This window comes from Glycocaulis albus (genome assembly GCF_014639075.1).
GTDB lineage: Bacteria > Pseudomonadota > Alphaproteobacteria > Caulobacterales > Maricaulaceae > Glycocaulis > Glycocaulis albus.
Genome location: NZ_BMFS01000004.1, coordinates 14040 through 39964, shown reverse-complemented (window position 1 = coordinate 39964; position 25925 = coordinate 14040). Strand labels below are relative to the sequence as shown.

The 25925-nt window shown below is 63.9% G+C and carries 28 protein-coding genes and 1 tRNA gene; 16 read left to right on the top strand and 13 right to left on the bottom strand.

Going from position 1 to position 25925, the window contains the following annotated elements; translation table 11 throughout:
* Positions 1-31 precede the first annotated feature (31 nt).
* Positions 32-943 carry a bifunctional riboflavin kinase/FAD synthetase gene (locus IEV75_RS05605; protein ID WP_188451573.1) on the bottom strand — a complete coding sequence of 304 codons (912 nt, stop codon included), beginning with the start codon at positions 941-943 and terminating at the stop codon, positions 32-34.
* Entirely contained in the window at positions 940-1371 is a 432-nt protein-coding gene (locus IEV75_RS05600; RefSeq protein WP_233351770.1) for a MaoC family dehydratase, read from the bottom strand. The genes IEV75_RS05605 and IEV75_RS05600 overlap by 4 nt, the downstream gene beginning before the upstream one ends.
* 161 nt (positions 1372-1532) lie before the next feature.
* Here IEV75_RS05600 and IEV75_RS05595 point away from each other — a divergent pair, with 161 nt between their 5' ends.
* The gene (locus IEV75_RS05595; protein WP_188451571.1) at positions 1533-1919 is read left to right on the top strand and encodes a response regulator; all 387 of its coding nucleotides are present in this window, start codon (positions 1533-1535) and stop codon (positions 1917-1919) included.
* A gap of 49 nt (positions 1920-1968) precedes the next feature.
* A complete protein-coding gene (locus IEV75_RS05590; RefSeq protein ID WP_188451570.1) occupies positions 1969-2643 on the top strand; it encodes a protein phosphatase CheZ in 675 nt (224 codons plus the stop codon).
* 76 nt (positions 2644-2719) lie between these two features.
* Here the strand turns inward: IEV75_RS05590 and panD are convergent, their stop codons facing one another.
* Positions 2720-3085: an aspartate 1-decarboxylase gene (gene panD, locus IEV75_RS05585; protein WP_188451569.1), complete on the bottom strand. Its 366-nt coding sequence runs from the start codon at positions 3083-3085 to the stop codon at positions 2720-2722.
* A gap of 150 nt (positions 3086-3235) precedes the next feature.
* On the opposite strand from panD, the gene IEV75_RS05580 reads away from it, so the two are divergent.
* Both IEV75_RS05580 and IEV75_RS05575 read left to right on the top strand, forming a co-directional pair.
* Positions 3236-4150: a hypothetical protein gene (locus IEV75_RS05580; protein WP_188451568.1), complete on the top strand. Its 915-nt coding sequence runs from the start codon at positions 3236-3238 to the stop codon at positions 4148-4150.
* A complete protein-coding gene (locus tag IEV75_RS05575; RefSeq protein ID WP_188451567.1) occupies positions 4147-5049 on the top strand; it encodes a M23 family metallopeptidase in 903 nt (300 codons plus the stop codon). Before IEV75_RS05580 ends, IEV75_RS05575 begins: the two co-directional genes overlap by 4 nt.
* A gap of 273 nt (positions 5050-5322) precedes the next feature.
* Here IEV75_RS05575 and IEV75_RS05570 read toward each other — a convergent pair whose 3' ends face one another.
* Entirely contained in the window at positions 5323-5787 is a 465-nt protein-coding gene (locus tag IEV75_RS05570; RefSeq protein ID WP_233351769.1) for a nucleoside deaminase, read from the bottom strand.
* 40 nt (positions 5788-5827) lie between these two features.
* Between IEV75_RS05570 and IEV75_RS05565 the strand changes: the two genes are divergently transcribed.
* A complete protein-coding gene (locus tag IEV75_RS05565) occupies positions 5828-6793 on the top strand; it encodes a pseudouridine synthase (protein WP_233351768.1) in 966 nt (321 codons plus the stop codon).
* A complete protein-coding gene (rsmD, locus tag IEV75_RS05560) occupies positions 6768-7328 on the top strand; it encodes a 16S rRNA (guanine(966)-N(2))-methyltransferase RsmD (protein ID WP_188451565.1) in 561 nt (186 codons plus the stop codon). Before IEV75_RS05565 ends, rsmD begins: the two co-directional genes overlap by 26 nt.
* A 161-nt stretch (positions 7329-7489) precedes the next feature.
* Here the strand turns inward: rsmD and mutL are convergent, their stop codons facing one another.
* Both mutL and IEV75_RS05550 read right to left on the bottom strand, forming a co-directional pair.
* Positions 7490-9334, bottom strand: coding sequence for a DNA mismatch repair endonuclease MutL (gene mutL / locus IEV75_RS05555; protein WP_188451564.1), 1845 nt, complete (start codon positions 9332-9334; stop codon positions 7490-7492).
* A 248-nt stretch (positions 9335-9582) separates the two neighbouring features.
* Positions 9583-10350 carry a sulfite exporter TauE/SafE family protein gene (locus IEV75_RS05550; protein ID WP_233351767.1) on the bottom strand — a complete coding sequence of 256 codons (768 nt, stop codon included), beginning with the start codon at positions 10348-10350 and terminating at the stop codon, positions 9583-9585.
* Positions 10351-10418: 68 nt separating this feature from the next.
* Between IEV75_RS05550 and IEV75_RS05545 the strand changes: the two genes are divergently transcribed.
* The 7 genes from IEV75_RS05545 (at position 10419) to IEV75_RS05515 (ending at position 17548) form a co-directional block, all read left to right on the top strand.
* Positions 10419-11636: an acyl-CoA dehydrogenase family protein gene (locus tag IEV75_RS05545; RefSeq protein WP_188451563.1), complete on the top strand. Its 1218-nt coding sequence runs from the start codon at positions 10419-10421 to the stop codon at positions 11634-11636.
* Between the two features lie 11 nt (positions 11637-11647).
* Positions 11648-12439, top strand: a complete 792-nt coding sequence (locus tag IEV75_RS05540) for an enoyl-CoA hydratase (RefSeq protein ID WP_188451562.1) — start codon at positions 11648-11650, stop codon at positions 12437-12439.
* Positions 12440-12508: 69 nt separating this feature from the next.
* On the top strand, positions 12509-13843 hold the full coding sequence (locus IEV75_RS05535) for a serine hydrolase domain-containing protein (protein ID WP_188451561.1): 1335 nt from the start codon (positions 12509-12511) through the stop codon (positions 13841-13843).
* Positions 13840-14757, top strand: a complete 918-nt coding sequence (locus IEV75_RS05530) for an aminotransferase class IV (protein ID WP_188451560.1) — start codon at positions 13840-13842, stop codon at positions 14755-14757. The genes IEV75_RS05535 and IEV75_RS05530 overlap by 4 nt, the downstream gene beginning before the upstream one ends.
* On the top strand, positions 14758-15492 hold the full coding sequence (locus tag IEV75_RS05525; RefSeq protein ID WP_188451559.1) for a sulfotransferase-like domain-containing protein: 735 nt from the start codon (positions 14758-14760) through the stop codon (positions 15490-15492).
* Positions 15493-15523: 31 nt separating this feature from the next.
* The gene (locus IEV75_RS05520) at positions 15524-15835 is read left to right on the top strand and encodes a GNAT family N-acetyltransferase (protein WP_188451558.1); all 312 of its coding nucleotides are present in this window, start codon (positions 15524-15526) and stop codon (positions 15833-15835) included.
* A 213-nt stretch (positions 15836-16048) separates the two neighbouring features.
* On the top strand, positions 16049-17548 hold the full coding sequence (locus IEV75_RS05515) for a UbiD family decarboxylase (protein WP_188451557.1): 1500 nt from the start codon (positions 16049-16051) through the stop codon (positions 17546-17548).
* A 3-nt stretch (positions 17549-17551) separates the two neighbouring features.
* On the opposite strand, the gene IEV75_RS05510 is transcribed toward IEV75_RS05515, so the two are convergent.
* The 7 genes from IEV75_RS05510 to IEV75_RS05480 form a co-directional block, all read right to left on the bottom strand.
* Positions 17552-17764: a hypothetical protein gene (locus tag IEV75_RS05510; RefSeq protein ID WP_188451556.1), complete on the bottom strand. Its 213-nt coding sequence runs from the start codon at positions 17762-17764 to the stop codon at positions 17552-17554.
* Between the two features lie 202 nt (positions 17765-17966).
* Positions 17967-19307: a dihydrolipoamide acetyltransferase family protein gene (locus IEV75_RS05505; RefSeq protein WP_188451555.1), complete on the bottom strand. Its 1341-nt coding sequence runs from the start codon at positions 19305-19307 to the stop codon at positions 17967-17969.
* Between the two features lie 2 nt (positions 19308-19309).
* Positions 19310-20326 carry an alpha-ketoacid dehydrogenase subunit beta gene (locus IEV75_RS05500; protein WP_188451554.1) on the bottom strand — a complete coding sequence of 339 codons (1017 nt, stop codon included), beginning with the start codon at positions 20324-20326 and terminating at the stop codon, positions 19310-19312.
* 3 nt (positions 20327-20329) lie between these two features.
* Complete coding sequence (locus IEV75_RS05495) at positions 20330-21559, bottom strand: thiamine pyrophosphate-dependent enzyme (RefSeq protein WP_188451553.1); 1230 nt, start codon at positions 21557-21559, stop codon at positions 20330-20332.
* A 172-nt stretch (positions 21560-21731) separates the two neighbouring features.
* Positions 21732-22619 carry a dTDP-4-dehydrorhamnose reductase gene (gene rfbD, locus IEV75_RS05490; RefSeq protein WP_188451552.1) on the bottom strand — a complete coding sequence of 296 codons (888 nt, stop codon included), beginning with the start codon at positions 22617-22619 and terminating at the stop codon, positions 21732-21734.
* A gap of 5 nt (positions 22620-22624) precedes the next feature.
* Positions 22625-23194 carry a dTDP-4-dehydrorhamnose 3,5-epimerase gene (gene rfbC / locus IEV75_RS05485; RefSeq protein ID WP_188451551.1) on the bottom strand — a complete coding sequence of 190 codons (570 nt, stop codon included), beginning with the start codon at positions 23192-23194 and terminating at the stop codon, positions 22625-22627.
* 567 nt (positions 23195-23761) lie between these two features.
* Positions 23762-23848 (bottom strand) — tRNA-Leu (locus IEV75_RS05480).
* A 152-nt stretch (positions 23849-24000) separates the two neighbouring features.
* Here IEV75_RS05480 and IEV75_RS05475 point away from each other — a divergent pair.
* The 3 genes from IEV75_RS05475 to IEV75_RS05465 are packed head-to-tail and all read left to right on the top strand — an operon-like array spanning position 24001 to position 25888.
* Positions 24001-24729 (top strand): exopolysaccharide biosynthesis protein, encoded by a 729-nt coding sequence (locus IEV75_RS05475; protein ID WP_188451550.1) that lies wholly within the window; start codon positions 24001-24003, stop codon positions 24727-24729.
* Positions 24730-24788: 59 nt separating this feature from the next.
* Positions 24789-25334 carry a disulfide bond formation protein B gene (locus IEV75_RS05470; protein WP_188451549.1) on the top strand — a complete coding sequence of 182 codons (546 nt, stop codon included), beginning with the start codon at positions 24789-24791 and terminating at the stop codon, positions 25332-25334.
* The gene (locus IEV75_RS05465; protein ID WP_188451548.1) at positions 25334-25888 is read left to right on the top strand and encodes a demethoxyubiquinone hydroxylase family protein; all 555 of its coding nucleotides are present in this window, start codon (positions 25334-25336) and stop codon (positions 25886-25888) included. Before IEV75_RS05470 ends, IEV75_RS05465 begins: the two co-directional genes overlap by 1 nt.
* Positions 25889-25925: the final 37 nt, after the last annotated feature.

Genomic DNA, 25925 nt, shown 5'->3' with positions numbered 1-25925 from the left:
GTGAACACAGATGGTCATGAGAGCCGGTCTATCAGGACGCGCCATTCTGGTCCAGAAGCGCACGCGCCTCGGCGCTGTCGGCGGCGATCTGGCGTTTTAGCGCATCTAGCCCGTCAAACCGGCGCTCCTCGCGGATAAAGCCGATCAGCTCTACCTCCAGCGTCTGGCTGTAGAGATCACCGGAATAGTCGAAGAAGAAGACCTCGAGACGCTCTTCCGTCCCGTCCACGGTAGGGCGCTTGCCGATATTGGCGACGCCGCCCACCGGCTCTGCACGGCCCGGCAGCACAGCCTTCACCGCGTATACGCCCGCCTTCGGGCGCAGATATTCTCCAAGCGATATGTTGGCGGTCGGAAAACCGAGCGTGCGCCCGCGCTTGTCGCCATGGGCCACCTCGCCTTCAATCGCCCAAGGGCGGCCCAAGAGCTCTGCCGCTGTCTTCACATCGCCTTCACGCAAGGCATGACGTACAGCGCTGGAGGAAAATTTCGCCCGGTCACTCAGGCGCTCTGCCACAAGGGTCGGTGCGATAGTGACGGCAAGCCGGTACTGCGCGCCGAGGGCCTTGAGGGTTTCGGCATTGCCCGCCCTGCCCTTGCCAAAGCAGAAATCGGCGCCCGTTACCACTCCGTCCAGCGCCAGCTGACCGACCAGCACCTCCCGCACGAACTCTTCAGGCGTCATCGCCGCCAGCGCGGCGTCGAAGCGGATCGTGTCCACGCGCTGCGCACCGGCGGCCAACAGCGCGCGCTCGCGCTGGGCGTCGTTCATCAGGCGGAAGGGCGGTTCATCGGGCCGGAACAGGCGGCGCGGATGCGGGCTGAAAACCGCCGCCACAGGCACCGATCCGATGCTGGCGGCGAGATCACGCGCATGGCCCAGCACCACACGGTGACCGGCGTGCACACCATCAAAATTCCCCAGTGCGGCAACGCCGCTCATTCGGATGACGCCCGGCGCTTGCGGACCATCACTTCGGCCTCAGCCTTCATGCACAGCTCGCCATCCACCTCGCAGGTGCAGTCGAGCATGACCCGGCGCTGCTTGATATCGATGGCGGTGACCGTGGCGCGGGCAATCACCGTGTCGCCGATGCGCACCGGGCGCTCAAAACGCATCGTCATGCCGGCAAACACCGCGCCTGGGCCCGGCAGATGATTGCCCAGCACACACGAAATATAGGACGCGATCAGCGCGCCATGGGCAATGCGGCCACGAAATGGCGTACGCGCCGCATATTCCTCATCGAGGTGAAGCGGGTTGAAATCGCCGGATACCTCGGCGAAACGGCGCACAGCCTCGTCGTCCACCAGCCGCGTTATTGCGGCGGTCTGGCCGACTTCCAACTCATTGATTCCAAAGCCTTGCATCTCTTTCATCCGCATTGGTGCGCGTTTCTGCCGGGTGTTTAACCGAATTTTGACTGCACTTGTCTAGCTTTGCCGCAGCGGGAGGAGAAAAGAGCGGGGAAAAGCCGCCCTCTCCTGCCGGAAACCGGGATGACAAACAAGGTCTGGATGGAGGTGTGGGTATGGCGGTCGAAATGTCGATGCCGATTCTGGTGGTAGATGACTACAAGACGATGATCCGGATTATCCGGAATCTTCTGACGCAAATCGGCTTTGAAAATGTCGATGAAGCCTCGGACGGCACAGAAGCCTTCGAAAAAATGAAAAAGCAGAAATACGGGCTGGTGATCTCCGACTGGAACATGGAGCCCATGACCGGATACGAGCTGTTGCAGCGCGTGCGCGCCGATGACACGACCAAGACGGTCCCGTTCATCATGGTTACGGCGGAATCCAAGACCGAAAACGTAATCGCGGCGAAGAAGGCCGGCGTGAACAACTACATCGTGAAACCGTTCAATGCCGGCACGCTGAAAGCGAAGATGGCTGCCGTGCTGGGCGATTTCTGATCCGCGCCAGCCGCACCTGAATTTTTGCTTTTGATGAAGGAGGGATCAGATGCCCGCCGCTGAAGTTGCCGCGCGTGTGCGCGAGTCACTCGCCAATCTGAAGACCAAGGACCTGAAAGACGGTCAGGTGATGGAGGTGTTGTCGCTCGCGCAGCAGCTCACCGACACCATGCAGCTCTTCTTCGGATCGCTCGACAAGTCGATCCATAGCGAGTTTGTCTATATCGCCGACTATATCGCCCGGACGCGCACCGAGATTTCCAAGCTGCGCCCCAATGATATCAAGGAACAGCGCATTCCCACCGCAGGCGCGGAACTGGAAGCGGTTGTCACTGATACCGAGCGGGCGACCGAGACCATCATGGCCGAGGCCGAGGGGCTGCTGGACACCAAGCCGGATGACCTGGCCGCCTACAAGGCGCAGGTGGATGACGCCATGATGCGCATTATCGAGGCTTGCTCTTTCCAGGATCTCTCCGGTCAGCGCGTCTCCAAAGTGGTTGAATCGCTGCGCCATGTGGAAAAGCGCGTCAGCCGCTTCGCCGCCACCATGGGCGTCCACGATGCCGAGGCTGACGAGGATGAAATCGCCGAGGCCGAGCGCAAGAAAAAGCTGCACCTGAACGGTCCGGCCCTTGGCGGGCCCGAGGTGAAACAGGAGGCCATCGACGAGATGATTGCCTCCGATCTCGATCAGGACGCTATCGACTCGCTGTTCGACTAGGCTCACAGACCGGCCGCAACAAAAAACCCGCCAGAGCGATCTGGCGGGTTTTTTTCTTTCACCGGCGTTTTCGAGGTCACGCCGCCTTCGGCGCGTTCACCACCTGGTTATCCTCGTCCAGCAGCACCACGTTCGGCACGAACTGGCGCGCAGTTTCCGCGTCCATCTGGGCATAGGCCACGACTATGATGCGATCACCCACCTGCGCGAGGCGGGCCGCTGCGCCATTGATCCCGAATGTCTTCGAGCCGCGCGGCGCGGGGATGGCGTACGTGGTGAAACGGGCACCCGTATTGATGTTGAGCACATCCACCTGCTCGTTGGGCAGGATGCCGGATGCGTCCAGCAGATCGGAATCGATCGAGATCGAACCTTCATAGTGAAGATCGGCGCGCGTCACGCTGGCGCGGTGAAGCTTTGCCTTCATCATGGTGAGCTGCATGGGGTGTTCCCTGCTGGCTGATGTTGCGCTGCATATAATGCATCGGCAGGCGCAGGAACAGACCTGCCCGCACCGGAGTTTCGTTTTTCCTGCCGTCAAGCGGCCGCATGTGGTATTCTGAAGACCTGATCCCTGCAGCGGGAGGGCGAGATGCCGGGACAAAGACCGACCTTGCTTGTCGCGACGTCGTTGAGCGTCAGCATACTGCTGGCCATGCCCGCAACCGCCCTCACAGGGCAACAACAGGCCCCGCAGCCGCAAGACACCGCCTCCCAGACAGCACTGCGTGAGCAGGCCCTGACACGCGAGCGTGTCCTTCAGGCCATGGAAGCCCAGCCGCAGAGCAGTTCCGTCCGGCGGATAGACCCCGGCGCCCTGCGCGAGGCTCTTGCCCAGCGTGCGCAAGGCGGGCAGCAGCCGCAGGACAATAGTGTCCAGGCCCAAGAGCCCGAATATGATGCGCAGGGGCGCCCGGTTGCTCCCATAGACTGGAATACAGCCGCGGTGGATATGCGCCGGGACATGGCGCAAATGAACCAGGACACACCCGCCACCTTCGTTCCCACCCAGCCGCCGCCGCGTGTGCCGCCGTTCCGCAATGCGCCGCCATCGGAACTCGCCCGGCCGCGCCTGCCGGTCCTGTTACCGCTGGAGACCGAGCCCACAGCGACGCGCGGCGAGGAAGAAGGCGGCGGCGTGGACGGCATGATGTTCTTCGCCTCGGACTATTTTTACAGCGCCAGCTTTCACCGGCGCGGGATCATGTACCAGATCACCGGCAGCCGGGTGATCCATGCGGTGGAAAACAGCGCCGCCATCGCGGGCCAGTACATGGCCATGACCGATGCACAGGGCCAGCTCGTCACGCGCACCGAATATGGCCAGGAGCTGAGCTTCAACCGCTATGGCGCGGCCTATACCCTGCTGATCGCCTGCTCGAACCCGGATGAAAACGCCGAGTGCCGGGACGAGAACACGATCCGCGCCTTTGCCGGCCGGCTGGTGGTCGCGGGAGGATCGCCTGAAGGCCTGCCGCCGCGCAACAATCCGCGGAGGCCAAGATGAGTGTCACCCGGGACTACACGCTGGCCGCGATTATCGGCGGAGGCGCGTTGATTGCCGCCATTTTCTGGCCATCCGCGCCGGAGGATGCGCCGGAACCGGCCGATCCGCCCGAAGAGACCGGAACGCTGGAGCCGGACGAAGCTGAAATCCCGGAACCGGAGCCCGACCCTGAACCAGAGCCCGAGCCGGACCCTGAGCCTGTGGTGCTGGAAGACTGGCTGGGTGATGAGCCCTTCTATACGCCGGCAGGTGAACTACCCGAGGGCTCGGGCAGCGGCGTGGAGACGGCCACTGTCTACGCCACCAATATGCGTTTTCCGGTCGAGGTGCCCCGCGCCTTTGCCAACACACAGCTCTGGCGGCCGGGCGGCATCCATGCCAGCCCGCCCTGGAACCAATGCGCCGAGGAAAATTACGACTATCCGTGGTTTGACAATTTCTGCGAGACGCGCGGCTGGTCGACGCCGATGTGTCCCGGCGGCACAGGCCATCAGGGACAGGATATCCGCCCGCCGCGTTGCCCGCGCAGCCCTTACGGCGATGAGGACCGTTTCTGGGCGGTGGCGGCTGATCATGGCGTGATCAGCGGTATTTCCAGCCACACCGCCACCCTCTTGGCCGAGGATGGCACGAGCTATCTCTACCTGCATCTCGACCCGGCGCGCCTGGATGTGGAAACCGGCGACACGGTCGCGCGCGGGGAGCGGATCGGCGTGATCTGGAACCATTACGGCGCCACGCCGACGACCTTCCATTTGCATTTCGAGATCCGCCAGAGCGTACTGATCGGCGAGCAGATACGCCTGACCCCGGTGCCGCCCTACACCTCGCTGATCGAATCCTTCGAGCGGCTGGTGCGCGGCGAAGACCCGGACGGGGACTATCCGGAGCCGTACTAGAGGCGGCTTTTGGTTGCGCAGCGCGGATGCGCTGCGCAACCAAAAGCCGGGTTCCCGGGCTTGACCCGGGATCCATGCGTTTCCCCGACACAAGTCGGGGTCCAGAAACCGTAAAAGCTGGACACCGGCGTACGCCGGTGAAACGCGAGATGGCATGGAAACCAACGGTACATTGGAAACAGGGTTCCCGGCTCGGGGGCCGGGAACCCGGCTGCACTGTGCCGGATATACTCTACCCGCCCATGCGCGCTGAAACGCGCCGGGGGAAAAGCCCTACCCCCGCCTCGCCCTGAAAAATCTTTTCAGGAGCGCCGCGCTCTCATCGGCCAACACGCCGCCGGTCACGCCAGGCCGCCAATGGCAGGTGGATTGGTCGAAAAAGCGGGGACCGTGCGCAATCGCCCCGCCCTTGGGGTCTGACGCGCCGTAGACCAGCCGGCCGATGCGCGCATGACTGATCGCGCCGGCACACATGGCGCACGGCTCCAGCGTGACAAACATCTCAAGGCCGGTCAGCCGATAATTGCCAAGCTTTTCACCCGCGAGACGAAGCGCCAGTATCTCCGCATGGGCGCTCGGATCATGGCGTGCGATCGGCATGTTGTGCGCGGCTCCGATCACCTTATCCGTCGCCGGATCAACGATAATCGCACCAATGGGTGCCTCGCCCGCGGCGGCAGCGGCTTGCGCCTGACCCAAGGCTAGCGCCATAAAGCGTATGTCGCGGCTGTCACTCATGGATCAGCCGCTTAAGCCTTCACCGGAGCGCCCGCAAGCCTTGGCCAGACCCCCTGCCCCCAGAAATGCCGATGATGGCGAGCGCATCGCCAAGGTGCTCGCCCATGCGGGCGTTGCCTCGCGCCGCGAGGCCGAGCGCATGATCGAGGAAGGCCGGGTGAGCCTGAACGGCAAGGTGCTGACCACGCCGGCGGTCAAGGTCACGCCCGGCGATGATGTACGCGTGGACGGCAAACCGATTGCAGAGCGCCCGCCCACGCGCCTGTGGCGTCACCACAAGCCCGACGGGCTGGTGACGACCCACGCCGACCCGCAAGGGCGCGAGACGGTGTTTCAATCCCTGCCAAAGGATATGGGCCGGGTGATCTCCATAGGGCGGCTGGACCTCACCTCAGAAGGCCTTTTGCTGCTGACCAATGATGGCGAGCTGGCGCGCGTGCTGGAACTGCCCTCCACGGGCTGGACGCGGCGCTACCGGGTGCGCGCCTATGGCGAGATCACCGAGGAGGCGATCGAGAAGCTCAAAAAGGGCATCAGTGTCGAGGGCGTGAAGTACGGCCCCATCGATGTGGTGGTGGACCGGCGCACCGGCTCGAACACCTGGCTGACCGTGGGCCTGAAAGAGGGCAAGAACCGCGAGGTGAGGAAGGTGCTCTCTGCGGTAGGCCTGACCGTGAACCGCCTCCTGCGCACCGCCTATGGCCCGTTCCAGCTGGGCGCGCTGGAAAAGGGCAAGACCGAAGAAATCCGCCGCTCGGTCCTGCGCGAACAGCTCGGCAAGCTCTATCCGCTGGATGGCGATGGCTATCCGATGAAAGAGGGCGCGCGCGAAGCCGACATGACCGGCAAGGCCGTTGCAAAGCCGGACCGTCCCCGCCCGCCTGCGCCTGCAGGCAAGGGCCCCAAACGCCCCTCGCCCGGTGCGCCGCGCGGTAAATCCGCCCCCGGCAAGCGTCCCGACAACAAGGCCAGAAAGCCCGATGCGCATCATCGCCGGAAGCCATAAGGGCCGCGCGCTTGCCGCGCCCAAGGGCCGCAAGACGCGCCCCACCGCCGACCGCACCCGCGAAAGCATTTTCAACAAGCTGGCCCATGCCAGCTGGTCGGACGGGCTCGCGGGCAAGCGCGTGATCGACCTATTTGCCGGTTCGGGCGCACTAGGCTTTGAAGCGATGAGCCGGGGCGCAGCCTTTTGCCTGTTCGTCGAGACGGACGCGGGCGCCAGAGGCGCAATCCGCGACAATGTGGAGGCGCTCCAGCTCTGGGCGACCACCCGTCTGCACCGGCGCGACGCCACTGCCATGGGGCCAAAACCGGCCAATCTGGGCGCGCCGTTTGATCTGGTCTTCCTCGACCCGCCCTATGGCAAGGGGCTGGGCGAGCTGGCCCTCTCCCGGCTTCTGGATGGCGGCTGGCTGACCGCCGATGCCATCGCCGTGTTGGAAGTCGGTATTGAAGAAATCCCGCAGACACCCGGCTGGGAACGCCTTGATGAAGGCGAATACGGCGCGGCAAGGGTGGTGTATTTGAGGCGGGGGTGATCGCCCCTCCGGCGTCGTTCCTGCGCAAGCGGGAACCCAGAGCTGCTTGACACTGTCATCGCTCTACGATCCCTAGGTCCCGGCTCGGGGGCCGGGACCCCGGTGTATCTGGCGCTTACCTCTCAACCGGGTTCCCGGGCTTGACCCGGGATCCAAACCCCTCACTTCCTCCCGAAGAGCCGCTCGATATCAGAGAGTTTCAGCTCCACGTAAGTCGGCCGGCCATGATTGCACTGGCCGGAATGGGGGGTGGCTTCCATCTCGCGCAGGAGCGCGTTCATCTCCTCGCCATTGAGGCGGCGCCCGGCGCGCACCGAACCATGGCAGGCCATGGTGCCGACCACTTCCTCCAGCTTTTCTTTGAGCGACAACGCCTCGTCATATTCCGCGATCTCGTCAGCGAGATCGCGGATCAGGCCCTGAACGTCGAGGCGTTTGAGAAGCGCGGGCGTTTCGCGCACTGCAATTGCGCCGGGGCCGAACGGCTCGATCACAAGCCCCAGCTCTGCGAGTTCTTCGGTCCGGTCGAGCACGCGCCGCGCCTCGCTCTCGTCCATCTCGACAATCTCCGGCACCAGCAGCGCCTGCCGGGCGACGCCGGTAGTGCTGAGAGCTGCCTTCATCCGCTCATAGACCAGACGCTCATGAGCGGCGTGCTGATCGACGATGACGAGGCCATCCGCCGTCTGCGCGATCACATAGGTGCCGTGCAGCTGGGCGCGAGCAGCCCCTAGCGGAAAATCTTCCAGCTCGCGCGCCGGTTCGGCCTCCACCCTCGCGGCGTAGGCAAGGCCGGAGGGTTCGGCGCGCACTGATCCTGCATCGAAATCGTATGCCGGGCGCTCGGCCAGCGAGGCTTCATAGGCTGGAGAGACCCGCGCGCCATACTCACTGCGCGAAGGCGCCCAGAGCGATCCTGTGGGCGCGCTTTGCGGCTGCAGGCGGCCAAGCGTCTGCGCGGCAACTGTCGTGGACGCGCGGTGTCCCGCCCCCGCAAGCGCATGGCGCAGCGCGCCGACGATCAGCCCGCGCACCAGCCCTGAATCGCGAAAGCGCACCTCGGCCTTGGCCGGGTGCACGTTCACATCCACCTCATCGGTCGGCAGATCGACATAGAGCGCCACTACCGGGTGCCGGTCGCGGGCGAGGAAATCCTGATACGCCCCGCGCACCGCCCCGACGAGCAGCTTGTCGCGCACGGGCCGCCCGTTCACGAACAGGAACTGGTGCTGGTTGGTGCCGCGATTATAGGTGGGAAGGCTCGCCCAGCCGGTCACGCTCACGCCTTCGCGTACCGTATCGATGGCAAGCGCATTCTCGGCAAAATCGCGGTCCAGCAGGGCGGCGAGGCGCACGCGGCGGGCTTCCGCCTGGTCCACCATGCCCGGCGCCTGCAAGGCGAGGCGCGAGCGCCCATCGAGCGTGAGGAAGAAGCCGACATCGGATCTGGCGAGCGCGAGGCGCTTCATCACGTCGCTGATCGCCATGCTCTCGGCGCGCTCGCTCTTGAGAAATTTCAGGCGGGCGGGCGTGGCGTAAAAAAGATCGCGCACCTCGATGCGCGTGCCGGTGCGTCCGAGCGGCGGGGCGGGGCGGGGCTCGCCGGTCTTTCCGCCCTCCACCTCCAGCGTCCAGCAATCGCCAGAGGCGTCCTGCGTGGTGATGGACAGGCGCGCGACAGAGCCGATAGAGGGCAAAGCCTCACCCCGGAAGCCCATTGAGGCGATGTTGAGGAGATCATCCGCGCCATCGGCACCCACCGGCAGTTTGGAGGTGGCGTGGCGCTCCACCGCGAGGGCCAGGCTGCCTCTGTCCATGCCATGGCCATCATCTTCCACGATCAGCCGCGTAAGCCCGCCGCTTTCGGCGCGCACATCAATGCGCGTGGCACCAGCGTCCAAAGCGTTCTCGACCAGCTCTTTGAGGGCCGAGGCGGGGCGCTCGACCACCTCGCCCGCGGCGATGCGATTGACGGTTTCAGGGGTGAGTCGGCGGATAATGGCCATGGGCGGGAAAGTCGGGTTTGCGGAAGAGGCGGTCAAGGGAGGGGGGCAGGTTTCCCAACCCGTTACCCGCCGGGATCCCGGCCACCGAGCCGGGAGCCACGGGAAACAAATCTGCTTGCGATCCTGTTCGTTTTCCCGACGAAAGTCGGGACCCAGAAATTGACTGGGCACCGGCTTGCGCCGGTGAAACGCGCGATATGTGTTCCAGTACATAGGTCCCGGCTCGGAGGCCGGGACCCCGGTGCTGGCTAGGTCACCAGCATCCAAGCACCGCTCGCGAAATAATATGCGCCGATCCCGGTCACCAGCCGCTTGGTCCAGCGGCGGAAAACCTCATCGCTCATCCGGTCGAGCACTTTGGCACCCAGCGTGGTCCCCAGCACTGACAGGGGTATCGCCAGCGCGATCAGCCAGAAGGAACCGCCCTCGCCTGCGGCCAGCGCCGGGGCGATGTAATAGGCGATCTTCACGCCATGGGCGGCGACCTGTGTCGTCGCCTTGGTGGCGACGATTGAACGCCGGTCTGCCTCGACATTTTGGAAGAAGGTGTCGAGGAGCGGCCCTGACACGCCCGCGATGACGTTGAGGCCGGTCACGCTGATACCGCAGGCGACGCCCTGAACGGGCTTCGTGGCATCCAGCGCAAACACCGATTTTGGCACCCAGACGATGAGCGGCACCAGCCCCAGCACGATGAAGAGCCAGGGGCGCGGCAGGATGAAGGTGACGGCCAGAAGGACCAGCGCTACGGCAGCCGAACCCAGCAGATACCAGCCGATGGACTTCCAGAGAATGTAGCGGCGCAGCAGAACCGCCCGCCAGCCATTGGAGACGCTTTGCACCGCGCCATGCATCACCATCGCAGCCGGCACGGGCAACAACGCGGCCAGCACACCCATCAGGATAAGCCCGCCGGCCATGCCGAACACGGCTGACAGGAAGGCGGTCGCGAGAACCGCAAAAAGAATGATGATGGATGTCATGTCACAGATGGAATCAGAGGCAGGAAGTGCCATGATAGTCTGGACAAACGAAATTGGCCCGGACCGGGCACACGCGAAAACCGCGAGGGAGGACACCAGACATGGACTTTGAATACTCGGCCCGCTGCAAGGATTACCTGCAACGCGTACGCGCCTTCATGGACGAGTACGTCTATCCGAACGAGAAGACCTATCATGAGCAGCTGGCCGGGTTCGGCACCAATCGCTGGCAGGTATTGCCCATCATTGAAGAGCTGAAAGCCAAGGCGAAGGCGCAAGGCCTGTGGAATCTCTTCCACCCGGACGACAAGCATGGCGCGGGACTTTCCAACGCCGACTACGCCCCTCTGGCCGAGGAAATGGGCCGGGTGGTCTGGGCCAGCGAAGTATTCAATTGCTCCGCGCCCGATACCGGCAATATGGAAGTGCTCTCGCGCTACGGCACGAAGGAGCATCAGGACAAATGGCTCAAACCCCTGCTGGCCGGTGAAATCCGCTCGGCCTTCCTGATGACGGAACCTGCCGTCGCCTCCTCCGACGCCACCAATATCGAGTGCTCGATTCGGCGCGATGGTGATGAATACGTCATCAATGGCCGCAAATGGTGGAGCTCCGGCGCCGGTGATCCGCGCTGCGCGGTCTATATCGTCATGGGCAAGACCGACCCGGACGCCGAGCTGCACAAGCAGCAATCCATGATCCTGGTGCCGGCCGATGCCAAGGGCGTCAAAGTGCTGCGCCATCTGCCGGTGTTCGGCTATGACGACGCGCCGCACGGACACATGGAAGTCGAGCTGAAAGATGTTCGCGTTCCCGCCAGCAATATCCTGCTGGGCGAGGGACGCGGGTTTGAAATCGCACAAGGCCGGCTCGGCCCGGGCCGTATCCACCACTGCATGCGCACGATCGGCGCGGCAGAACGCGCGCTGGAACTGATGGTGAAGCGGGCCATGAGCCGGGAGGCGTTCGGCAAGCCGGTCATCAAGCACTCGATCTGGGAGCACCGCATTGCGCGCGCCCGTATCGATATCGAGACCTCGCGCCTTCTGACCCTGAAAGCGGCCTGGATGATGGACACGGTCGGCAACAAGGCCGCGCGCGGCGAGATCGCCATGATCAAGGTGGCCGCCCCTGTCATGGCGCTGAAAGTCATCGACGATGCCATTCAGGCCCATGGCGGCGGCGGGGTCAGCGACGATTTCCCGCTCGCCTCCTCCTATGCCGGTATCCGCACGCTGCGCATCGCCGACGGGCCGGATGAGGTGCATGAGCGCACCATCGCCCGGCTTGAAATGAAGCGCTGGCTCAACGAAGCGTAAGGAAACAGGCGATGAACGCTCCTGCAGGGTTTTCCGATGTGCTGGTTGAAGATCACGGCGCAGTCCGCGTGATCCGTTTCAATCGCGCCGCGAAGAAGAACGCCATCACGCGCGCCATGTACACCGCCATGGCGCAAGGGCTGGAGACGGCAGAGACCGACAAGGCCATCCGCGTGGTGGTGATTGCCGGCACCGATGGCATCTTCACCGCCGGCAATGATCTGATGGACTTCATGGAGGCACCGCCCACCATTGGCGGCGGGGATATGCCGCCTGTGGAGCGCTTCATGCGCGCGCTGCTGGGCGCATCCAAGCCCGTCATCGGCTGTGTCGATGGCCTCGCCATCGGCATCGGGGTGACCCTGCTCCTGCATTGTGACCTTGCCTATGCCTCTGACCGTTCGACCTTCAAGACGCCATTCGTGGACCTCGCTTTGGTGCCGGAATTTGGCTCGAGCGCGGTTCTGCCGGGCATTGTGGGCCGGGTGGTGGCCTCCGAGCTATTGCTGCTGGGCGAAACCTGGGATGCACACCGCGCCGAGGCAAAAAACCTCGTCAACGCCGTCTTCCCGGCAGATGATCTCGAAGACCAAGTGATGAAACGCGCCGAAGCGCTGGCAGCCAAGGCGCCCAACGCAGTGAAGACGTCCAAGGCGCTGATGACCAAGGGCGTCGAGGGCGTCTACACGCTCATGGCCGAGGAAGGCGCAGAGTTCGCCGCGCAGCTGGCTTCAGAGGAGTTCAAGGAAGCGGTCACGGCCTTCCTCGAACGCCGTGCACCGGACTTTTCGAAGTTCGGCTAAACCATCAACGCAATCGGCGGCATCCGGAGTTGCTGAGCATGACGAGCCATTAGCGCTGGAGGCAGGGCAATGAAACGTATTCTGACCGGAGCTGCCATTGTGGTGCTGGCGGCCGCTATTGGCGGCGGGGCATTCCTGCTTAACTCGCCGCTGTGGCAAATATACTTGCCAACTGGCACCGGCCTGACAGCGAAACAGACTTGTTCCATGGTCTTTCTTTCCGGCCTCGAACCCGGGCGCGCACGTGCAATGTATACCGATCCGCTTCTGGGCGATTTCGGGCCAATGGTACAGGTCGAGATAGATGCGGACAGCCGGACCGTTACCGCGTCGGTGCTCGGCATACTCGGCCGGCAGACGGCGGCTTATCGCGAGGGCCTCGGCTGCACTCTGGTTCACGGCAATGGCATGTTCGACCCGGCCCTTGGCCTGCCTGCACGGCCTGCCGATACGATGCTGCTGGATACGGCCCACCGCGGCACGCATTTCGACACCTCTGCGCTGGAAGCCGCGATTGACGCGGCCTTTAGCGATGACGGGCGCAATACGCTGGGTGTGGCGGTGTTCCACCAGGGACGGCTGGTGGCGGAGCGCTATGCAGACGGCGTCAATGCCGAAACGCCCCTGCATGGATGGTCCATGACCAAATCGCTGGCGGCTACAATGGCTGGCGTGCTGGTTCAGCGCGGCCTGCTAGACATCCATGCGCAAGGTCTGGTGCCGGCGCTGGCAGAGGCTGGCCGCCCGGAAGTCACCGTCGATCAGCTGCTGCGCATGACCGGGGGACTGGCCGGCTACGAGATCAATGACGGCACCGATCCCAACTCGCAAATGCTGTTCACCCAGTCTGACATGGCCCGCTTTGCAGCGACCCGCGAGCAGATCGCCGCGCCGGGCGAGCGCTGGGACTATCAATCAGGCAATACGGTGCTGGCCGGGTCTGCGCTTGAGACGCTGCTGGGCGATACGCCCGCAGATGAGGTTCAAACGATACGTGACTGGCTGTTTGATCCGCTGGGCATGAATACAGCCATCCTCGAAGCGGACGAGAACGGCACGTTGCAATGGTCCAGCTACATGTATGCCAGCGCCCGCGACTGGGGGCGTCTGGGCCAGCTATATCTCAATGGCGGGCGGGCGCCGGATGGCACGCAGATCATTCCTGAAGACTGGGTCGATTATGTCCGCCAGCCTACGCCGGGCTCGGATAACATTTATGGCTCGGGCTTCTGGATGTATCCAGCCGGCCTGCCCGAAGGGACCTTCATCATGAACGGCTTTCAGGGGCAGGTCACTTTCATCATTCCCGCCGAAGACCTGGTCGTGGTCCGGCTGGGCGCAACCAATTTCCAGAATGACGGGGCGATCAGTTTTGCAAACGACGTCGTTGCGGCCAGACGATGACCGGCACCAGCAAGGGCACGCATGAATATGTGGATGATCCGCGCAATGCGGACATCCTCATCTCGGTCAATGGCGAGCTTTTCCCGCGCGAAAAGGCCGTCGTGTCGGTCTTTGATTCCGGTTTCATACTAGGCGACGGCGTATGGGAAGGCCTTCGTGTCCATCATGGCCGCATCGTGTTTCTGGACCGGCATCTGGAGCGGCTCTACGAGGGCGCCAAGGCCATCGACATGGATATCGGCCTGACGCCGGAGGCGCTGGAAAAGCGGCTCTATGCGACGCTTCAGGCCAATCAGATGCATGACGGGGTGCATATCCGCCTGATGGTGACGCGCGGGCTGAAGCGCACGCCCTATCAGGATCCGCGGGTGAATATCGGCCCGGCCACCATCGTCATCATTCCCGAGTTCAAGAATCCCAAGCCGGAAGCGGCCACGCGCGGCATGAGCCTGTTCACCGTGCATGTGCGCCGGGGCTATCCGGACGTGCAGGACCAGAAGCTCAATTCTCACTCCAAGCTGAACTGCATCACCGCCTGCATACAGGCCGCCAAGGCGGGCGCAGACGAGGCGCTGATGCTGGACCCGCACGGATTTGTGGCCACCTGCAACTCCACCCATTTCTTCATCGTGCGCAAGGGTGAGGTGTGGACCTCCACGGGCGAGTACTGCATCCCCGGCATCACGCGCGGCGTGGTGATCGAGCTGTGCCGGGAGGCGGGCATTCCGGTCTTTGAAAAGCGCTTCTCCCTGACGGATGTCTATGGCGCGCAGGAAGCCTTCGTGACCGGCACCTTTGCCGGCATTGCACCCGTTTCAAGTGTAGACGGCAGAATTTTAACCAAAGGTCGCGGACCTGTGGTGGAACGCCTGCAAAACCTGTATCTTGCGCGGATCGAGCGTGAGAGCACCTAGATGAAAACCGTACGAATCTGCCTGTGGTCAGGGCCGCGCAACATCTCCACGGCGATGATGCGCAGCTTTGAGAACCGGGCCGATTGCGAGGTGTGGGACGAGCCCTTTTACGGATTCTATCTGGACCGCACCGGGCTGAACCATCCCGGCCGCGAGGCGGTGCTGGAGCTGTGGCCGACCGATCCGAAAAAAATCGCGGCGCGCTGTGGCGGCTCGGCGCCTGAAGGCTCGCCACTCTTTTTCCAGAAGCATATGTGCCAGCACATTCTCGACGGGGTGGACCTCACCTGGACGGCGCGTTGCCGGCATGTCTTCCTGATACGCGATCCCGCCGCGGTAGCCGCCAGCTTCAATGCGACCATGGGCAATGTTCGTCCCGAAGACCTGGGCGCGGTGCGCCAGCACGCGCTCTATGAGGTGATAACCGTCAATACCGGCCGGCAATGGCCGGTCATCGAGGGTGCGGACGTGCTGGCCGATCCGCGTGGCATGCTTACCGCGTTATGCGCGGCGCTGGACATTCCCTTCGACGAGGCCATGCTGAACTGGCCTGCGGGCCGCAGGGAAAGCGATGGCCCTTGGGCGCCGCACTGGTATGGCCGGGTGGAGGAATCCACCGGGTTTGAAGCGCCCGCGCCGTCGCGGCACGCACGCCCGGATACGCTTCAAAGCGTGATAGAGGCCTGCCTGCCCGCCTACGAGGCCCTAAGGGAGCGCAAGCTTTCCGCCGCGTGACAGAGCCTGTTTTCCAGCAACGGAGCCGCCCATGACCGACACACCGGACTTCACCATCACCGAGGAGGTCAGCGGCGCCAAGGGCCGCTATGTGGCACGCGCGCCCGGCCTTCCCGACGCGGAGATGACCTATTCCATCCTGAACCCGCAAATGATCATTATCGATCATACCGGCGTGCCCGATGAATGGCGCGGCAAGGGGGTAGGCAAGGCACTGGTGGAGCGCGGCGTGCTGGATGCCCGCGCGCGCGGTGTGCGCATTGTGCCGCTCTGCCCGTTTGCGAAAGCGCAGATAGAGCGCCACCCTGAATGGCAGGACGTGCTGGGCGGCAAGGCAAAGTAACGCGCGCGCCGGTCCCAAACGAAAACGGGCCGGCGGTGGGGGGTGCCGGCCCGTTCCGTCAAGGAGTCGCACCGAAAGGGGGTATCGGTACGGGACATAGTGAAACGCGCCGCCCGTTTACGCTCCGTTACACATCTTGCGCACATGGCCGCACTGGCAGGCGCGGCTGCCGGCGCTATAACCCGTTATCGGCTATAAGGCAGGACGGCAGGCATGGCGTACAAATCCCTTCGCGAATTCATGGCATTGCTGGAGGCCGAAGGCGAGCTGAAGCGCGTCGCCAGGCCGGTATCCACCCATCTGGAGATGACGGAAATCCAGACACGCCTGCTGGCAAAAGGCGGTCCCGCGGTCCTTTTTGAAAACCCGGTTCACGAAGACGGGCGGGCGGCTGAGATGCCCGCGCTGGTCAATCTCTTCGGCACGGTGGAGCGCGTCGCGCGCGCGGTGACCATGGGCGGTGAACCGCGCAAGACGGCCGCCGATCTGCGCGAGGTGGGCGAGCTATTGGCCTTCCTGCGCCAGCCCGAACCGCCGCGCGGCCTGAAAGACGCGCTGGAGCTCTTGCCGCTCGCCAAGACCGTGATGGCGATGCGCCCCGGCACGGTGAAGAAAGCGCCCTGCCAGGAGATCGTGCTGACCGGCGATGATATTGATCTGGACCGCCTTCCCATTCAGGGCTGCTGGCCGGGCGAACCGGCCCCGCTGATCACCTGGCCGCTGGTCGTCACCAAGGGCCCCTCCGCCGACAAGCAGGACGACTTCAACCTCGGCATCTACCGGATGCAGAAGCTGTCGAAAAACCGCACGCTTATGCGCTGGCTCAAACATCGCGGCGGCGCGCAGCACTATCAGCGCTGGAAGGGATCGCGGCCCGATCCCCTGCCCGCGGCTGCCGTGATCGGGGCTGATCCGGGGACCATTCTGGCCGCCGTCACGCCGGTGCCGGACACGCTCTCGGAATACCAGTTTGCCGGCCTCCTGAGGGGCCGCAAGGCCGAGCTGGTTGAGTGCAAGACCGTGCCCTTGAAAGTGCCCGCCGAAGCCGAGATCGTCATTGAGGGCCATGTCCTCTTGGATGAGGACGGGCCGGAAGGGCCCTATGGCGACCACACCGGCTATTACAATTCGGTGGAGCGCTTCCCCGTGTTCGAGATCAGCGCCATCACCATGCGCTCTGATCCGATTTACCTCACCACTTTCACGGGCCGTCCGCCCGACGAGCCGAGCGTGCTCGGCGAAGCGCTCAACGAGGTGTTCATCCCCCTCATCCGCCAGCAATTTCCCGAGATCATCGATTTCTGGCTGCCGCCCGAAGGATGCAGCTATCGCATCGCCGTCATCTCGATGAAGAAGGCCTATCCCGGCCATGCCAAGCGCGTAATGCTGGGCGCGTGGTCATATCTTCGCCAGTTCATGTACACCAAATGGGTGATCGTGGTGGATGACGACATCAATGCGCGCGACTGGAAGGACGTGATGTGGGCCATGTCCACGCGCATGGACCCGGCGCGCGACTGCACCATCATCGAACATACGCCTATCGATTATCTGGACTTCGCCTCGCCCGTCTCCGGGCTCGGCTCCAAGATCGGGCTGGATGCCACCAATAAATGGGAAGGCGAAACGACCCGCGAATGGGGCGAGAAGCTCTTCATGGAGCAGGAGATCATCGACAAGGTAGACGCGATGTGGGGGGAGCTGGGGCTTTAGGGTTCACTCTCCGCCCTTGTCGCCATCAGAGCTGACCGCCACATTGGTCTGGTTGCGGCGGCGGGCAAGGCCCGCCCCGCTGGCAATGGCGATACCGCCGACCAGTACGATGCCGATGATGATCCACTGGGTCTGCACGCCAAGAAGGTGCGCAGCGTATCCCAGCGCGCCGAGCGCGAAGACCGTACCAACAACGAAAATCCAGAATGCCCGCATGATGCCAGCTCCCTTGTTAAGTCAGGAAAGGTAACGGGCAGGCGCGCGGGGTGGTTCCGCATCTGTTTGGACTGTCCCAACCCTCGTCACCCCCGCGTGAGGCGGGGGTCCAGAGATCATAGGGCGAAGGCGGTGCATCCGGCTCTGGGTTCCGGGTGTCGCTAACGCTCCCCCGGAATGACGATGTTGGAGAGGCGCTACCTCACATGAACAGTGTCGCGGGGTTTTCCAGATAGCCTTTCAGCGCCTGGACCAGAAGCGCCGCCTCATAGCCATCGACGATGCGGTGATCGAAGCTGGAGGAGAGATTCATGATCTTGCGCGGCACCACGCGGCCTGCCTCGTCATAGCGCGGCAGGACCTGCATCTTGTTGACGCCGATGATCGCCGTCTCCGGCAGATTGATGACCGGCGTCGTCACAATGCCGCCAATCGCGCCCAGAGACGTGATGGTGATGGTGGAGCCGGAAAGCTCCTCCTTGGTGGCCTTGCCATCGCGGCAGGCATCGGCGAGGCGCTTCACCTCGTCGGCGATCTGCCAGATATCCAGCGCCTCGGCGTGGCGGATGACCGGAACCATCAGCCCGTTGGGGGTGGCGGTGGCGATGCCGCAATGGACGCCATCGAACTTCTTCAGCACCGATTCCTCGGTGTCGAAATGGGCGTTAGCCTGCGGAAATTGCGGCAGAGCGCGCGTCATCGCGGCGACGAGGAAGGGGATGAGGGTCAGCTTGGGCTGGCCGTCCGTGCGGTTGGCATTGAGATGCGCACGCAAATCTTCCAGCGCCGTCAGATCGATCTCGTCGACATAGGTGATGTGCGGAATGGTGCGCTTGGAGGCGGCCATGTTCTGCGCGATTTTCCGGCGCAGGCCGATGACTTTCTCTTCCTTTACGCCCGTGCGGGGGCTGCGTGAAGGACCGGAGGCAGAACCGCCCGCCTTCGAGGCAAGGCGCCCGCCAGCGGCGATAAAATCATCCATGTCGGCATGGGTGATGCGCCCGGCAGGGCCCGTACCCGGCACGGCGGAAAGATCAATATCGGCATCCAGCGCACGCTTGCGCACGGCGGGGCTCGCCAGCGGACGCTCACCGGACGCGCGGGCGGGGGCAGAGGATGCAGCCGTTTTGGGCGCAGCGGGCTTGGCCGGCGGAACCGCTTGCTTGCCGCCGGCGGGGTCTTCGCTCTTTTCCGCGGTGCGGTCCGGTCCTTCGGCCAGCGCCTTGTCCTTTCCGGGACCGGCGGCGGGCTTGTCTTCTTTCACTTCCGGGGCGGGAGCCTCTTCCTCGGTGGGAGGCGAACCATCGATCTCGATAACAAGAATTTCGGTGCCCACCGGGATCACATCGCCGGGACTGCCGACAATCTTCTTCACCACGCCATTGACGGCGCAGGGGATTTCCACCGTCGCCTTGTCGGTCATCACGTCAAGGATGTGCTGGTCCTCACTGACCTTGTCGCCTTCCTTGATGTGCCATTCGACGATCTCGGCCTCGACCACGCCTTCGCCGACATCGGGGAGCTTGTACTTGTATTCGCTCATGGCTACCGAGCCTCCGTGACCGTCTGCAGCGCGCGGATGAAGCGCGCCTGACCGGGGAAATAGGCCCATTCATGGGCGTGCGGGTAAGGGGTATCCCAGCCCGTCAGCCGGAAGACCGGCGCTTCGAGCGCATAGAAGCACTCTTCCTGGATCTGGGCTGCCAGCTCTGCCCCGAAGCCCGATGTGCGCGGCGCCTCATGCGCCACCACGACGCGGCCCGTCTTGTTCACCGAGGCCACGATGGTCTCGATATCATAGGGGGCCAGCGTCTTCAGATCGATGATCTCCGCGTCAATGCCTGCCTTTTCAGCCGCATTCACCGCGACATGGACCAGCGTGCCATAGGTGACGACCGTGCAGGCCTCGCCCTCGCGTACGATTTCGGCCTTGCCGAGTTCCACGCGGTAATGGCCTTCGGGCACCTCGCCCTTGGGGTGCTTGGCCCAGCTGGACAGCGGCGCATCCGGCACGCCATCAAACGGGCCGTTATAGATCCGCTTGGGCTCGAAGAAGATGACCGGGTCATCGCCCTCGCTCGCCGCGATCAGCATGCCCTTGGCGTCATACGGGTTGGACGGCACCGCCACCTTGACGCCCGGTATGTGGGTGAAGAAGGCTTCAGGGCTCATCGAGTGCGTCTGACCGCCCCGGATACCCCCGCCCCAGGGCGAACGCACCACGACCGGCGAGACGAACTGACCGGCAGAGCGATAGCGCAGACGGCTCATCTCCGAGATGATCTGGTCGAAGGCCGGGAAGATGTAGTCGGCAAACTGGATTTCCGCGATGGGTTTGAGACCCTTGGCTGCCATGCCGATGGCCATGGCGGCAATGGCGGCTTCATTGATCGGCGCGTCAAAAACGCGGTCGAGGCCATACTTCTTCTGCAGCCCCTGCGTGGCGCCGAAAACCCCGCCGAAATAGCCGGAATCCTCGCCGAAAATCACCGTTTCCGGGTGCTTGTCGAGCAGCACGTCCATGGCCGAATTGAGGGCCTGCAGCATGTTCATTGCTGGCATCGGTTACACCCCCAAATCCTGACGTTGACGGCGCAGGCGCCAGTCTTCGGTCGCGTAGACATCTTCAAAGATGGTGTGGGTCGGAGAGAGCGGGCCGTCATGAAGCGTGCCGTGGCTTTCAGCCTCCTTGTAGGATTTCACCACAAGGGCGGTCATCTGCTCTTCCAGCTTTTCGTGGCGTTCCTCGTCCCACTCACCAAACCCGATGAGATGGTTCTTCAGCCGCTCGATCGGATCGCCCAGCGGCCAGACTTCGAACTCGTTCTTCGGCCGGTAGCGCGAGGGATCGTCCGAGGTGGAGTGCGCATCGGCGCGGTAGGTGAAAAGCTCGATAAAGGTCGCCCCGCCGCCCTTGCGCGCCCGGTCTGCGGCCCATTTCGTGGCGGCATAGACGGCCAGGAAGTCGTTGCCATCGACGCGGAGCGAGGCGAGGCCATAGCCCAGCCCCTTGGAGGCGAAGGTGGGCGAGTCGCCCTTGGCGATCCCCTCATAGGTGGAGATGGCCCACTGATTGTTGACCACGTTCAGGATGACCGGCGCCCGGTAGGTGGAGGCCAGCGTCATCGCCGCATGGAAGTCGGGTGCTGCCGTTGTGCCGTCCCCGATCCAGCTGGCCGCAATCGTATCCTCGCCCTTGTAGGCGCACGCCATCGCATAGCCGACGGCTTGCGGGAATTGCGTGCCGAGATTGCCCGAGATGGAGAAGAAATTGCCCTCCGCCCAGGTGTAGTGAACGGGCAGCTGGCGGCCTTTGAGATTGTCGCGGCTGTTCGAGATGCAGTGGCACATCATGTCCACGATATTACGGCCGCGCGCGAACAATATCCCCTGCTGGCGATAGGACGGGAAGACCATGTCGGACTTCTCCAGTGCCATGGCGGCCGCGACTGCCACAGCCTCCTCGCCGAGCGACTTCATGTAGAAGCTCATCTTGCCCTGGCGCTGCAGCTTGAGCATGCGCGCGTCATAAATGCGTGTCAGCACCATGTGCGACAGGCCTTCACGCAGCACTTCCGGCGAGAGGCGCGGATCCCACTCGCCCACCGCCTGGTGGTTATGATCCAGCACGCCGATGAGGCCCATAGCCAGATCGGTCATCTTGGCCGGAGCGGTCAGCGGATCAGGGCGTTTGGCCTCGCCCGCCTTTTGCAGGTCGAGATGGGAGAAGTCGGGCGCGTCGCCAGGCCGGAAGGGCGGGGCGGGCACATGGAAGCGTGACTGGCCGTTTGACATGAACTTTGTCCGTACCTTTTCGCCTTGTACCATAAGGGTTTTCGCGCATTTGCATGCGCCGGTGGGCGGGTTAGCGGCACGCGGGCGGTTTGTCTACATGCAGCGCAGGTGCGAAGGGCATGCTGCAAGCGCGAAATATAGAGCTGCCGCCAAGCAATTCCCGCGTTGAACGCTAATTCTCTGATATGAGAATTTTTTGCACTAGTTCGGCCAGTGATACCTGCCAGACATCAGGACGCGTCCCGAAATCCGCTGCGAACCGGCTGGAATCCAGCCTCGAATTCGCCGGGCGGCGGGCAGGCGTTGGATAGTCGGCGGTCGTGATAGGGGTCACTGAAGGCCTGCGCGCCCAGTGCGGCGCGGCATGCTCAAAGATCGCACCGGCAAAGCCGGCCCAGCTCGTCTCTCCCGCTCCGGCCAGATGATATAACCCGCCAGCGCTGCGCCCCTCGGCCATCGCTCTGGCCGCCACCAGGAGGCAGCGCGCCAGCTCAGATGCGGCGGTCGGGCATCCGTGCTGGTCATCCACCACGCGCAACTCATCGCGCTCCGCGCCCAGGCGCAGCATGGTTTTGACGAAGTTCTGGCCGTGCGCCGAATAAACCCATGCGGTGCGCGCAATCAGGCTGCGTCCACCGGCGGCCAGAACGGCGTTTTCGCCTGCCAGCTTGGAGCGGCCATAGGCACTTTGGGGGTTAGGGTGATCGGCTTCGACATAGGCGCCGGACTTCGTGCCATCGAACACATAGTCGGTGGACACATGCACGAACGGCACGCCCCGCCCGGCGCACAAAGCCGCCAGCCGGCCCGGTGTTTCGGCGTTGATGGTATGGGCCAGCGCCTCCTCGCTCTCAGCCCGGTCCACGGCCGTGTAGGCCGCCGCATTGATGACGGCATCTGCGGGCAGATGCTCGCCCAGCGCTGCCGCACAGGCCAGAGGATCAGAAAAGTCTGCCGCCTCGCGGCCCAGTGCCAGCACATCCCAGCCTGCCTGCGGGGCTTGCCGGATGAGTTCGGTAGCAAGCTGACCGGTGCGGCCGAGGATAATCAGGCGGGGCATGGCGGCTAATCACCCTGCCAGACGAAGGGCGAGGTGAAGTCACGCCAGAGCGGGGCGGCGGCGTCCTTCTGCGACAGGATGGCACGGCCCGTCGGCAGGCCCCAGTCTATGGCGAGATCAGGGTCATCAAAGCGCACCGCGCCGTCGCTCGCTCTGTCGTAATGCGCATCGACCTTGTACTGGACGTGGCAGTCATCTTCCAGCGTCATAAAGCCGTGCAGGAAGCCTGCGGGCACAAAGAGCTGCAAACCATTGTCCGCGCTGAGCTCCGCCTTGAAGTGCTGGCCGTAGCTGGGCGAGCCGACGCGGGCGTCCACCGCCACATCCATCACCCGGCCCTGGCTGACTCGCACCAGCTTGGCCTGCGCAAAGGGCGGGGCCTGATAGTGCAGCCCCCTCACCGTCCCGGCTCTCACCGAGCGCGAATGATTGTCCTGCACAAAAGCTGTATTGATGCCGATAGCGGCGAAGGCACGCGCATTCCACGTCTCGGTGAAAAAGCCCCGCTCATCTTCAAACCGGCGTGGGCGCACCAGCTTCACGCCGCCAAGGGCTTCTGCAACCAGTTCGACCATGAGGAAATGCTGCTCCGGCGGCGGTGATGCTCACCCATACAGGGCTGCGCCCGCCATGGGCAAGGCAGACCGGCGGCACGGACACTCGAAAACCGGATCGCGGAAAATTTGGCGATGACTTCTCATCCGGGTTCCCGGGCTTGACCCGGGATCCATCGGATAGCTGGAGGATCACAAAATGGATCCGGGGCCGGGACCCCGGTGGAGAGGTAAGCGCTGAAACGGGCGAAATGGTGGAAGCGGGCTGGCATCCGGGGCATCCGGCTTGATGGGGCCCCGCTCCTTCCTGATGCTCCGCACATCCGTGCGTCGCGCCTCGCATGAGCCCGGACGCCCGTTTGGGCTTGCGAACGGCGTTCCGCCGTCCGAAAAGGGCGACCGCACGGGGTTTTTTAGTTTCGTAACGCATCCGCGTTGTGGTGTTCCGCGAATACCCGCCTGCGCGGGCACAGGCAGTCGCGGGCGGCCTTTGGCCTTGCAGGCCGCAAAGCGGCCTGAAAAGCGCCAACGCGCGCCGGGCACTATTGCCCGAACCGACCGAACGGATGTGAGGGAGGACAGGCAAACTGGTACGGGCGGCCGGAATCGAACCGGCAAGGCCTTGCGGCCGGCGGATTTTGAGTCCGCTGCGTCTACCAATTCCGCCACGCCCGCAGCCTGACTGGTAGTGGGGCTTCTAATAGGCGAGGCAGCCCCATGCGTCGAGAGGGAATGGGCAGGCCCGCCCTGTGCTGGACGCACCGCGCGCACCGTGCCACACAACGCTTCGATCATTTGCGCATCCACCTTTTCGAAGGCCCTTACTGATGGACAACGCCGCCAGCGCCACCGGGATGGTTTCCCGTCTGGAAGCCATCGCAGCCGACGCCCCTGCGGACGGGCTGACCCTGGGTGAACTGACCGAACGCCTCGGCGAGCAGGCTTTTGGCGTCGTGCTGTTCGTGCTCGCCGTGCCGGTATGCATGCCGTTTCTCTACGGCATTCCCCAGATCGTTGCCCTGCCCATGCTGGCCATCTGTGCGCAGCTGGCGTTTGGACGCGAGGCGCTGTGGCTGCCGGCGCGGTTTGCCGTGCGGCGTCTGTCGAAGGCGGATCTGGTGAAGACCGCACAGGGCGCAAAGACATGGTTCGGCTGGATCGAGAGCTTCGCCGCGCCCCGCCTGGCCTTCCTGTCGGGACCGGCCGCACACCGCATAGCCGGCGCGCTGTTCTGCCTGTTCTGCCTGTCCATCCTGGTGCCCCTGCCGCTTACCAACACCACGCCCGGCATCGCGCTGGCGCTCGCCGCGCTGGGCCTTATCAACCGCGATGGGCTGCTGGTACTGGCCGGGGTCATTCTGGGCACGGGCTGGATCATCATCCTCTATGGCGGGCTGATCATTCTGGGGCCGGCCTTTATCGAGCTGATGATCAATGTTCTGCGCCGGGCGCTGGATGAAGGCATGTGGGCCCTCGTCCTGCTGGCCGTTGCGGGCCTTGCCGCCCTGGCCGGAATTGTCATCTGGCGACGCAGGCAGCGGCGCACCAGGCCCTGACCGGCCCTGCGGCAGTTCTGCCTCTCGCCCAGCCCCGCCAAAGCGCATAAGGTAACGCCATGAGCCTGTTTGCGCCCTTGCCCGCTCCGCTTCGTATCGCGCTTGAGCCGCGAAACTGGCCGCTCATCGCGGCAGGTGTTTCGCTTGCCCTGCTCGCGGGCGCGTTCGCCTTCGAGCATATTGGCGGGCTGCTGCCCTGCCCGATGTGCGTGACCCAGCGCTGGGCGCATGCGGCCATTGCCGGGGCGGGCATCACCGTGTTTCTGGCCTTGCGAGCCTTGCCCCTGCCGGACCTGTCGGCACGTCTCGGCGTTGGCCTTGTCGGCGTACTCAGCCTCGTCAGCTTCTGGCAGGCAGGCCACCATGTTCTGGTGGAATATGAAATCCTTGACCTGCCGCCCTCGTGTGCCGGTGTCTCCAGCGGCCCCGTCAGCCTTGCGCAGATGGAGGCCCTGTTCGACAGCGCGCGGACCATTCCGCAATGCAATGAGGTGGCATGGTCGCTGTTCGGTGTATCGATGGCGGGCTGGAATGCCTTGATATCGCTCGCCCTCGCCGCAATTTCATTGCTTGTTCTGATCAATGCCATGAGGAGGCCCGGCTAATGGCCATCCGCCGTCCTGGTCCCGCCCGCAATACCGACGCCATCGCCCGGATGATCCGTATCGATCATGCCGGGGAATATGGGGCGGTGCAGATTTATCGCGGCCAGCGCGCGGTGTTTGGCCGCCTGCCCTCCAAGACGCGTATTGCCCGCCAGCTGGAACACATGGAAGCCGACGAGCAATCCCATCTGGATGCCTTCGACCGCTATATCGCCGAGCGGGGCGTACGGCCCACCGCGCTCAGCCCGGTCTGGCGCATGGCGGGTTTCGGCCTGGGCGTGGCCACCGCGCTGATGGGCGAAAAGGCCGCCCATGCCTGTACCGAGGCGGTGGAAAGCGTGATCGAGGGCCATTACGGCGAGCAGGTCAAAGAGCTCGAAGCCATGGGCGAAACAGAGCTGGCCGCCGACTTTGCCCGCTATCAGGCAGAGGAAGTGGCCCACAAGGACCTGGCCGTGGACGAGGGCGCACACGACGCGCCCGGCTATCCCCTGCTGTCCGCGCTCATCAAGACCGGATGCCGCATCGCCATCAGGGTAACCGAGCGTATCTAGCGCCCGCTATTTCCATTCCGGCAACACTGAGCAGCCA

What these genes read in the sequence shown, in the direction of transcription:
- IEV75_RS05605 (WP_188451573.1), bottom strand. Translation starts at nt 943, where the DNA reads ATGAGCGGCGTTGCCGCACTGGGGAATTTTGATGGTGTGCACGCCGGT.
- IEV75_RS05600 (WP_233351770.1), bottom strand. Translation starts at nt 1,371, where the DNA reads ATGCAAGGCTTTGGAATCAATGAGTTGGAAGTCGGCCAGACCGCCGCA.
- IEV75_RS05595 (WP_188451571.1), top strand. Translation starts at nt 1,533, where the DNA reads ATGGCGGTCGAAATGTCGATGCCGATTCTGGTGGTAGATGACTACAAG.
- IEV75_RS05590 (WP_188451570.1), top strand. Translation starts at nt 1,969, where the DNA reads ATGCCCGCCGCTGAAGTTGCCGCGCGTGTGCGCGAGTCACTCGCCAAT.
- panD (WP_188451569.1), bottom strand. Translation starts at nt 3,085, where the DNA reads ATGCAGCTCACCATGATGAAGGCAAAGCTTCACCGCGCCAGCGTGACG.
- IEV75_RS05580 (WP_188451568.1), top strand. Translation starts at nt 3,236, where the DNA reads ATGCCGGGACAAAGACCGACCTTGCTTGTCGCGACGTCGTTGAGCGTC.
- IEV75_RS05575 (WP_188451567.1), top strand. Translation starts at nt 4,147, where the DNA reads ATGAGTGTCACCCGGGACTACACGCTGGCCGCGATTATCGGCGGAGGC.
- IEV75_RS05570 (WP_233351769.1), bottom strand. Translation starts at nt 5,787, where the DNA reads ATGAGTGACAGCCGCGACATACGCTTTATGGCGCTAGCCTTGGGTCAG.
- rsmD (WP_188451565.1), top strand. Translation starts at nt 6,768, where the DNA reads ATGCGCATCATCGCCGGAAGCCATAAGGGCCGCGCGCTTGCCGCGCCC.
- mutL (WP_188451564.1), bottom strand. Translation starts at nt 9,334, where the DNA reads ATGGCCATTATCCGCCGACTCACCCCTGAAACCGTCAATCGCATCGCC.
- IEV75_RS05550 (WP_233351767.1), bottom strand. Translation starts at nt 10,350, where the DNA reads ATGGCACTTCCTGCCTCTGATTCCATCTGTGACATGACATCCATCATC.
- IEV75_RS05545 (WP_188451563.1), top strand. Translation starts at nt 10,419, where the DNA reads ATGGACTTTGAATACTCGGCCCGCTGCAAGGATTACCTGCAACGCGTA.
- IEV75_RS05540 (WP_188451562.1), top strand. Translation starts at nt 11,648, where the DNA reads ATGAACGCTCCTGCAGGGTTTTCCGATGTGCTGGTTGAAGATCACGGC.
- IEV75_RS05535 (WP_188451561.1), top strand. Translation starts at nt 12,509, where the DNA reads ATGAAACGTATTCTGACCGGAGCTGCCATTGTGGTGCTGGCGGCCGCT.
- IEV75_RS05530 (WP_188451560.1), top strand. Translation starts at nt 13,840, where the DNA reads ATGACCGGCACCAGCAAGGGCACGCATGAATATGTGGATGATCCGCGC.
- IEV75_RS05525 (WP_188451559.1), top strand. Translation starts at nt 14,758, where the DNA reads ATGAAAACCGTACGAATCTGCCTGTGGTCAGGGCCGCGCAACATCTCC.
- IEV75_RS05520 (WP_188451558.1), top strand. Translation starts at nt 15,524, where the DNA reads ATGACCGACACACCGGACTTCACCATCACCGAGGAGGTCAGCGGCGCC.
- IEV75_RS05515 (WP_188451557.1), top strand. Translation starts at nt 16,049, where the DNA reads ATGGCGTACAAATCCCTTCGCGAATTCATGGCATTGCTGGAGGCCGAA.
- IEV75_RS05510 (WP_188451556.1), bottom strand. Translation starts at nt 17,764, where the DNA reads ATGCGGGCATTCTGGATTTTCGTTGTTGGTACGGTCTTCGCGCTCGGC.
- IEV75_RS05505 (WP_188451555.1), bottom strand. Translation starts at nt 19,307, where the DNA reads ATGAGCGAATACAAGTACAAGCTCCCCGATGTCGGCGAAGGCGTGGTC.
- IEV75_RS05500 (WP_188451554.1), bottom strand. Translation starts at nt 20,326, where the DNA reads ATGCCAGCAATGAACATGCTGCAGGCCCTCAATTCGGCCATGGACGTG.
- IEV75_RS05495 (WP_188451553.1), bottom strand. Translation starts at nt 21,559, where the DNA reads ATGTCAAACGGCCAGTCACGCTTCCATGTGCCCGCCCCGCCCTTCCGG.
- rfbD (WP_188451552.1), bottom strand. Translation starts at nt 22,619, where the DNA reads ATGCCCCGCCTGATTATCCTCGGCCGCACCGGTCAGCTTGCTACCGAA.
- rfbC (WP_188451551.1), bottom strand. Translation starts at nt 23,194, where the DNA reads ATGGTCGAACTGGTTGCAGAAGCCCTTGGCGGCGTGAAGCTGGTGCGC.
- IEV75_RS05475 (WP_188451550.1), top strand. Translation starts at nt 24,001, where the DNA reads ATGGACAACGCCGCCAGCGCCACCGGGATGGTTTCCCGTCTGGAAGCC.
- IEV75_RS05470 (WP_188451549.1), top strand. Translation starts at nt 24,789, where the DNA reads ATGAGCCTGTTTGCGCCCTTGCCCGCTCCGCTTCGTATCGCGCTTGAG.
- IEV75_RS05465 (WP_188451548.1), top strand. Translation starts at nt 25,334, where the DNA reads ATGGCCATCCGCCGTCCTGGTCCCGCCCGCAATACCGACGCCATCGCC.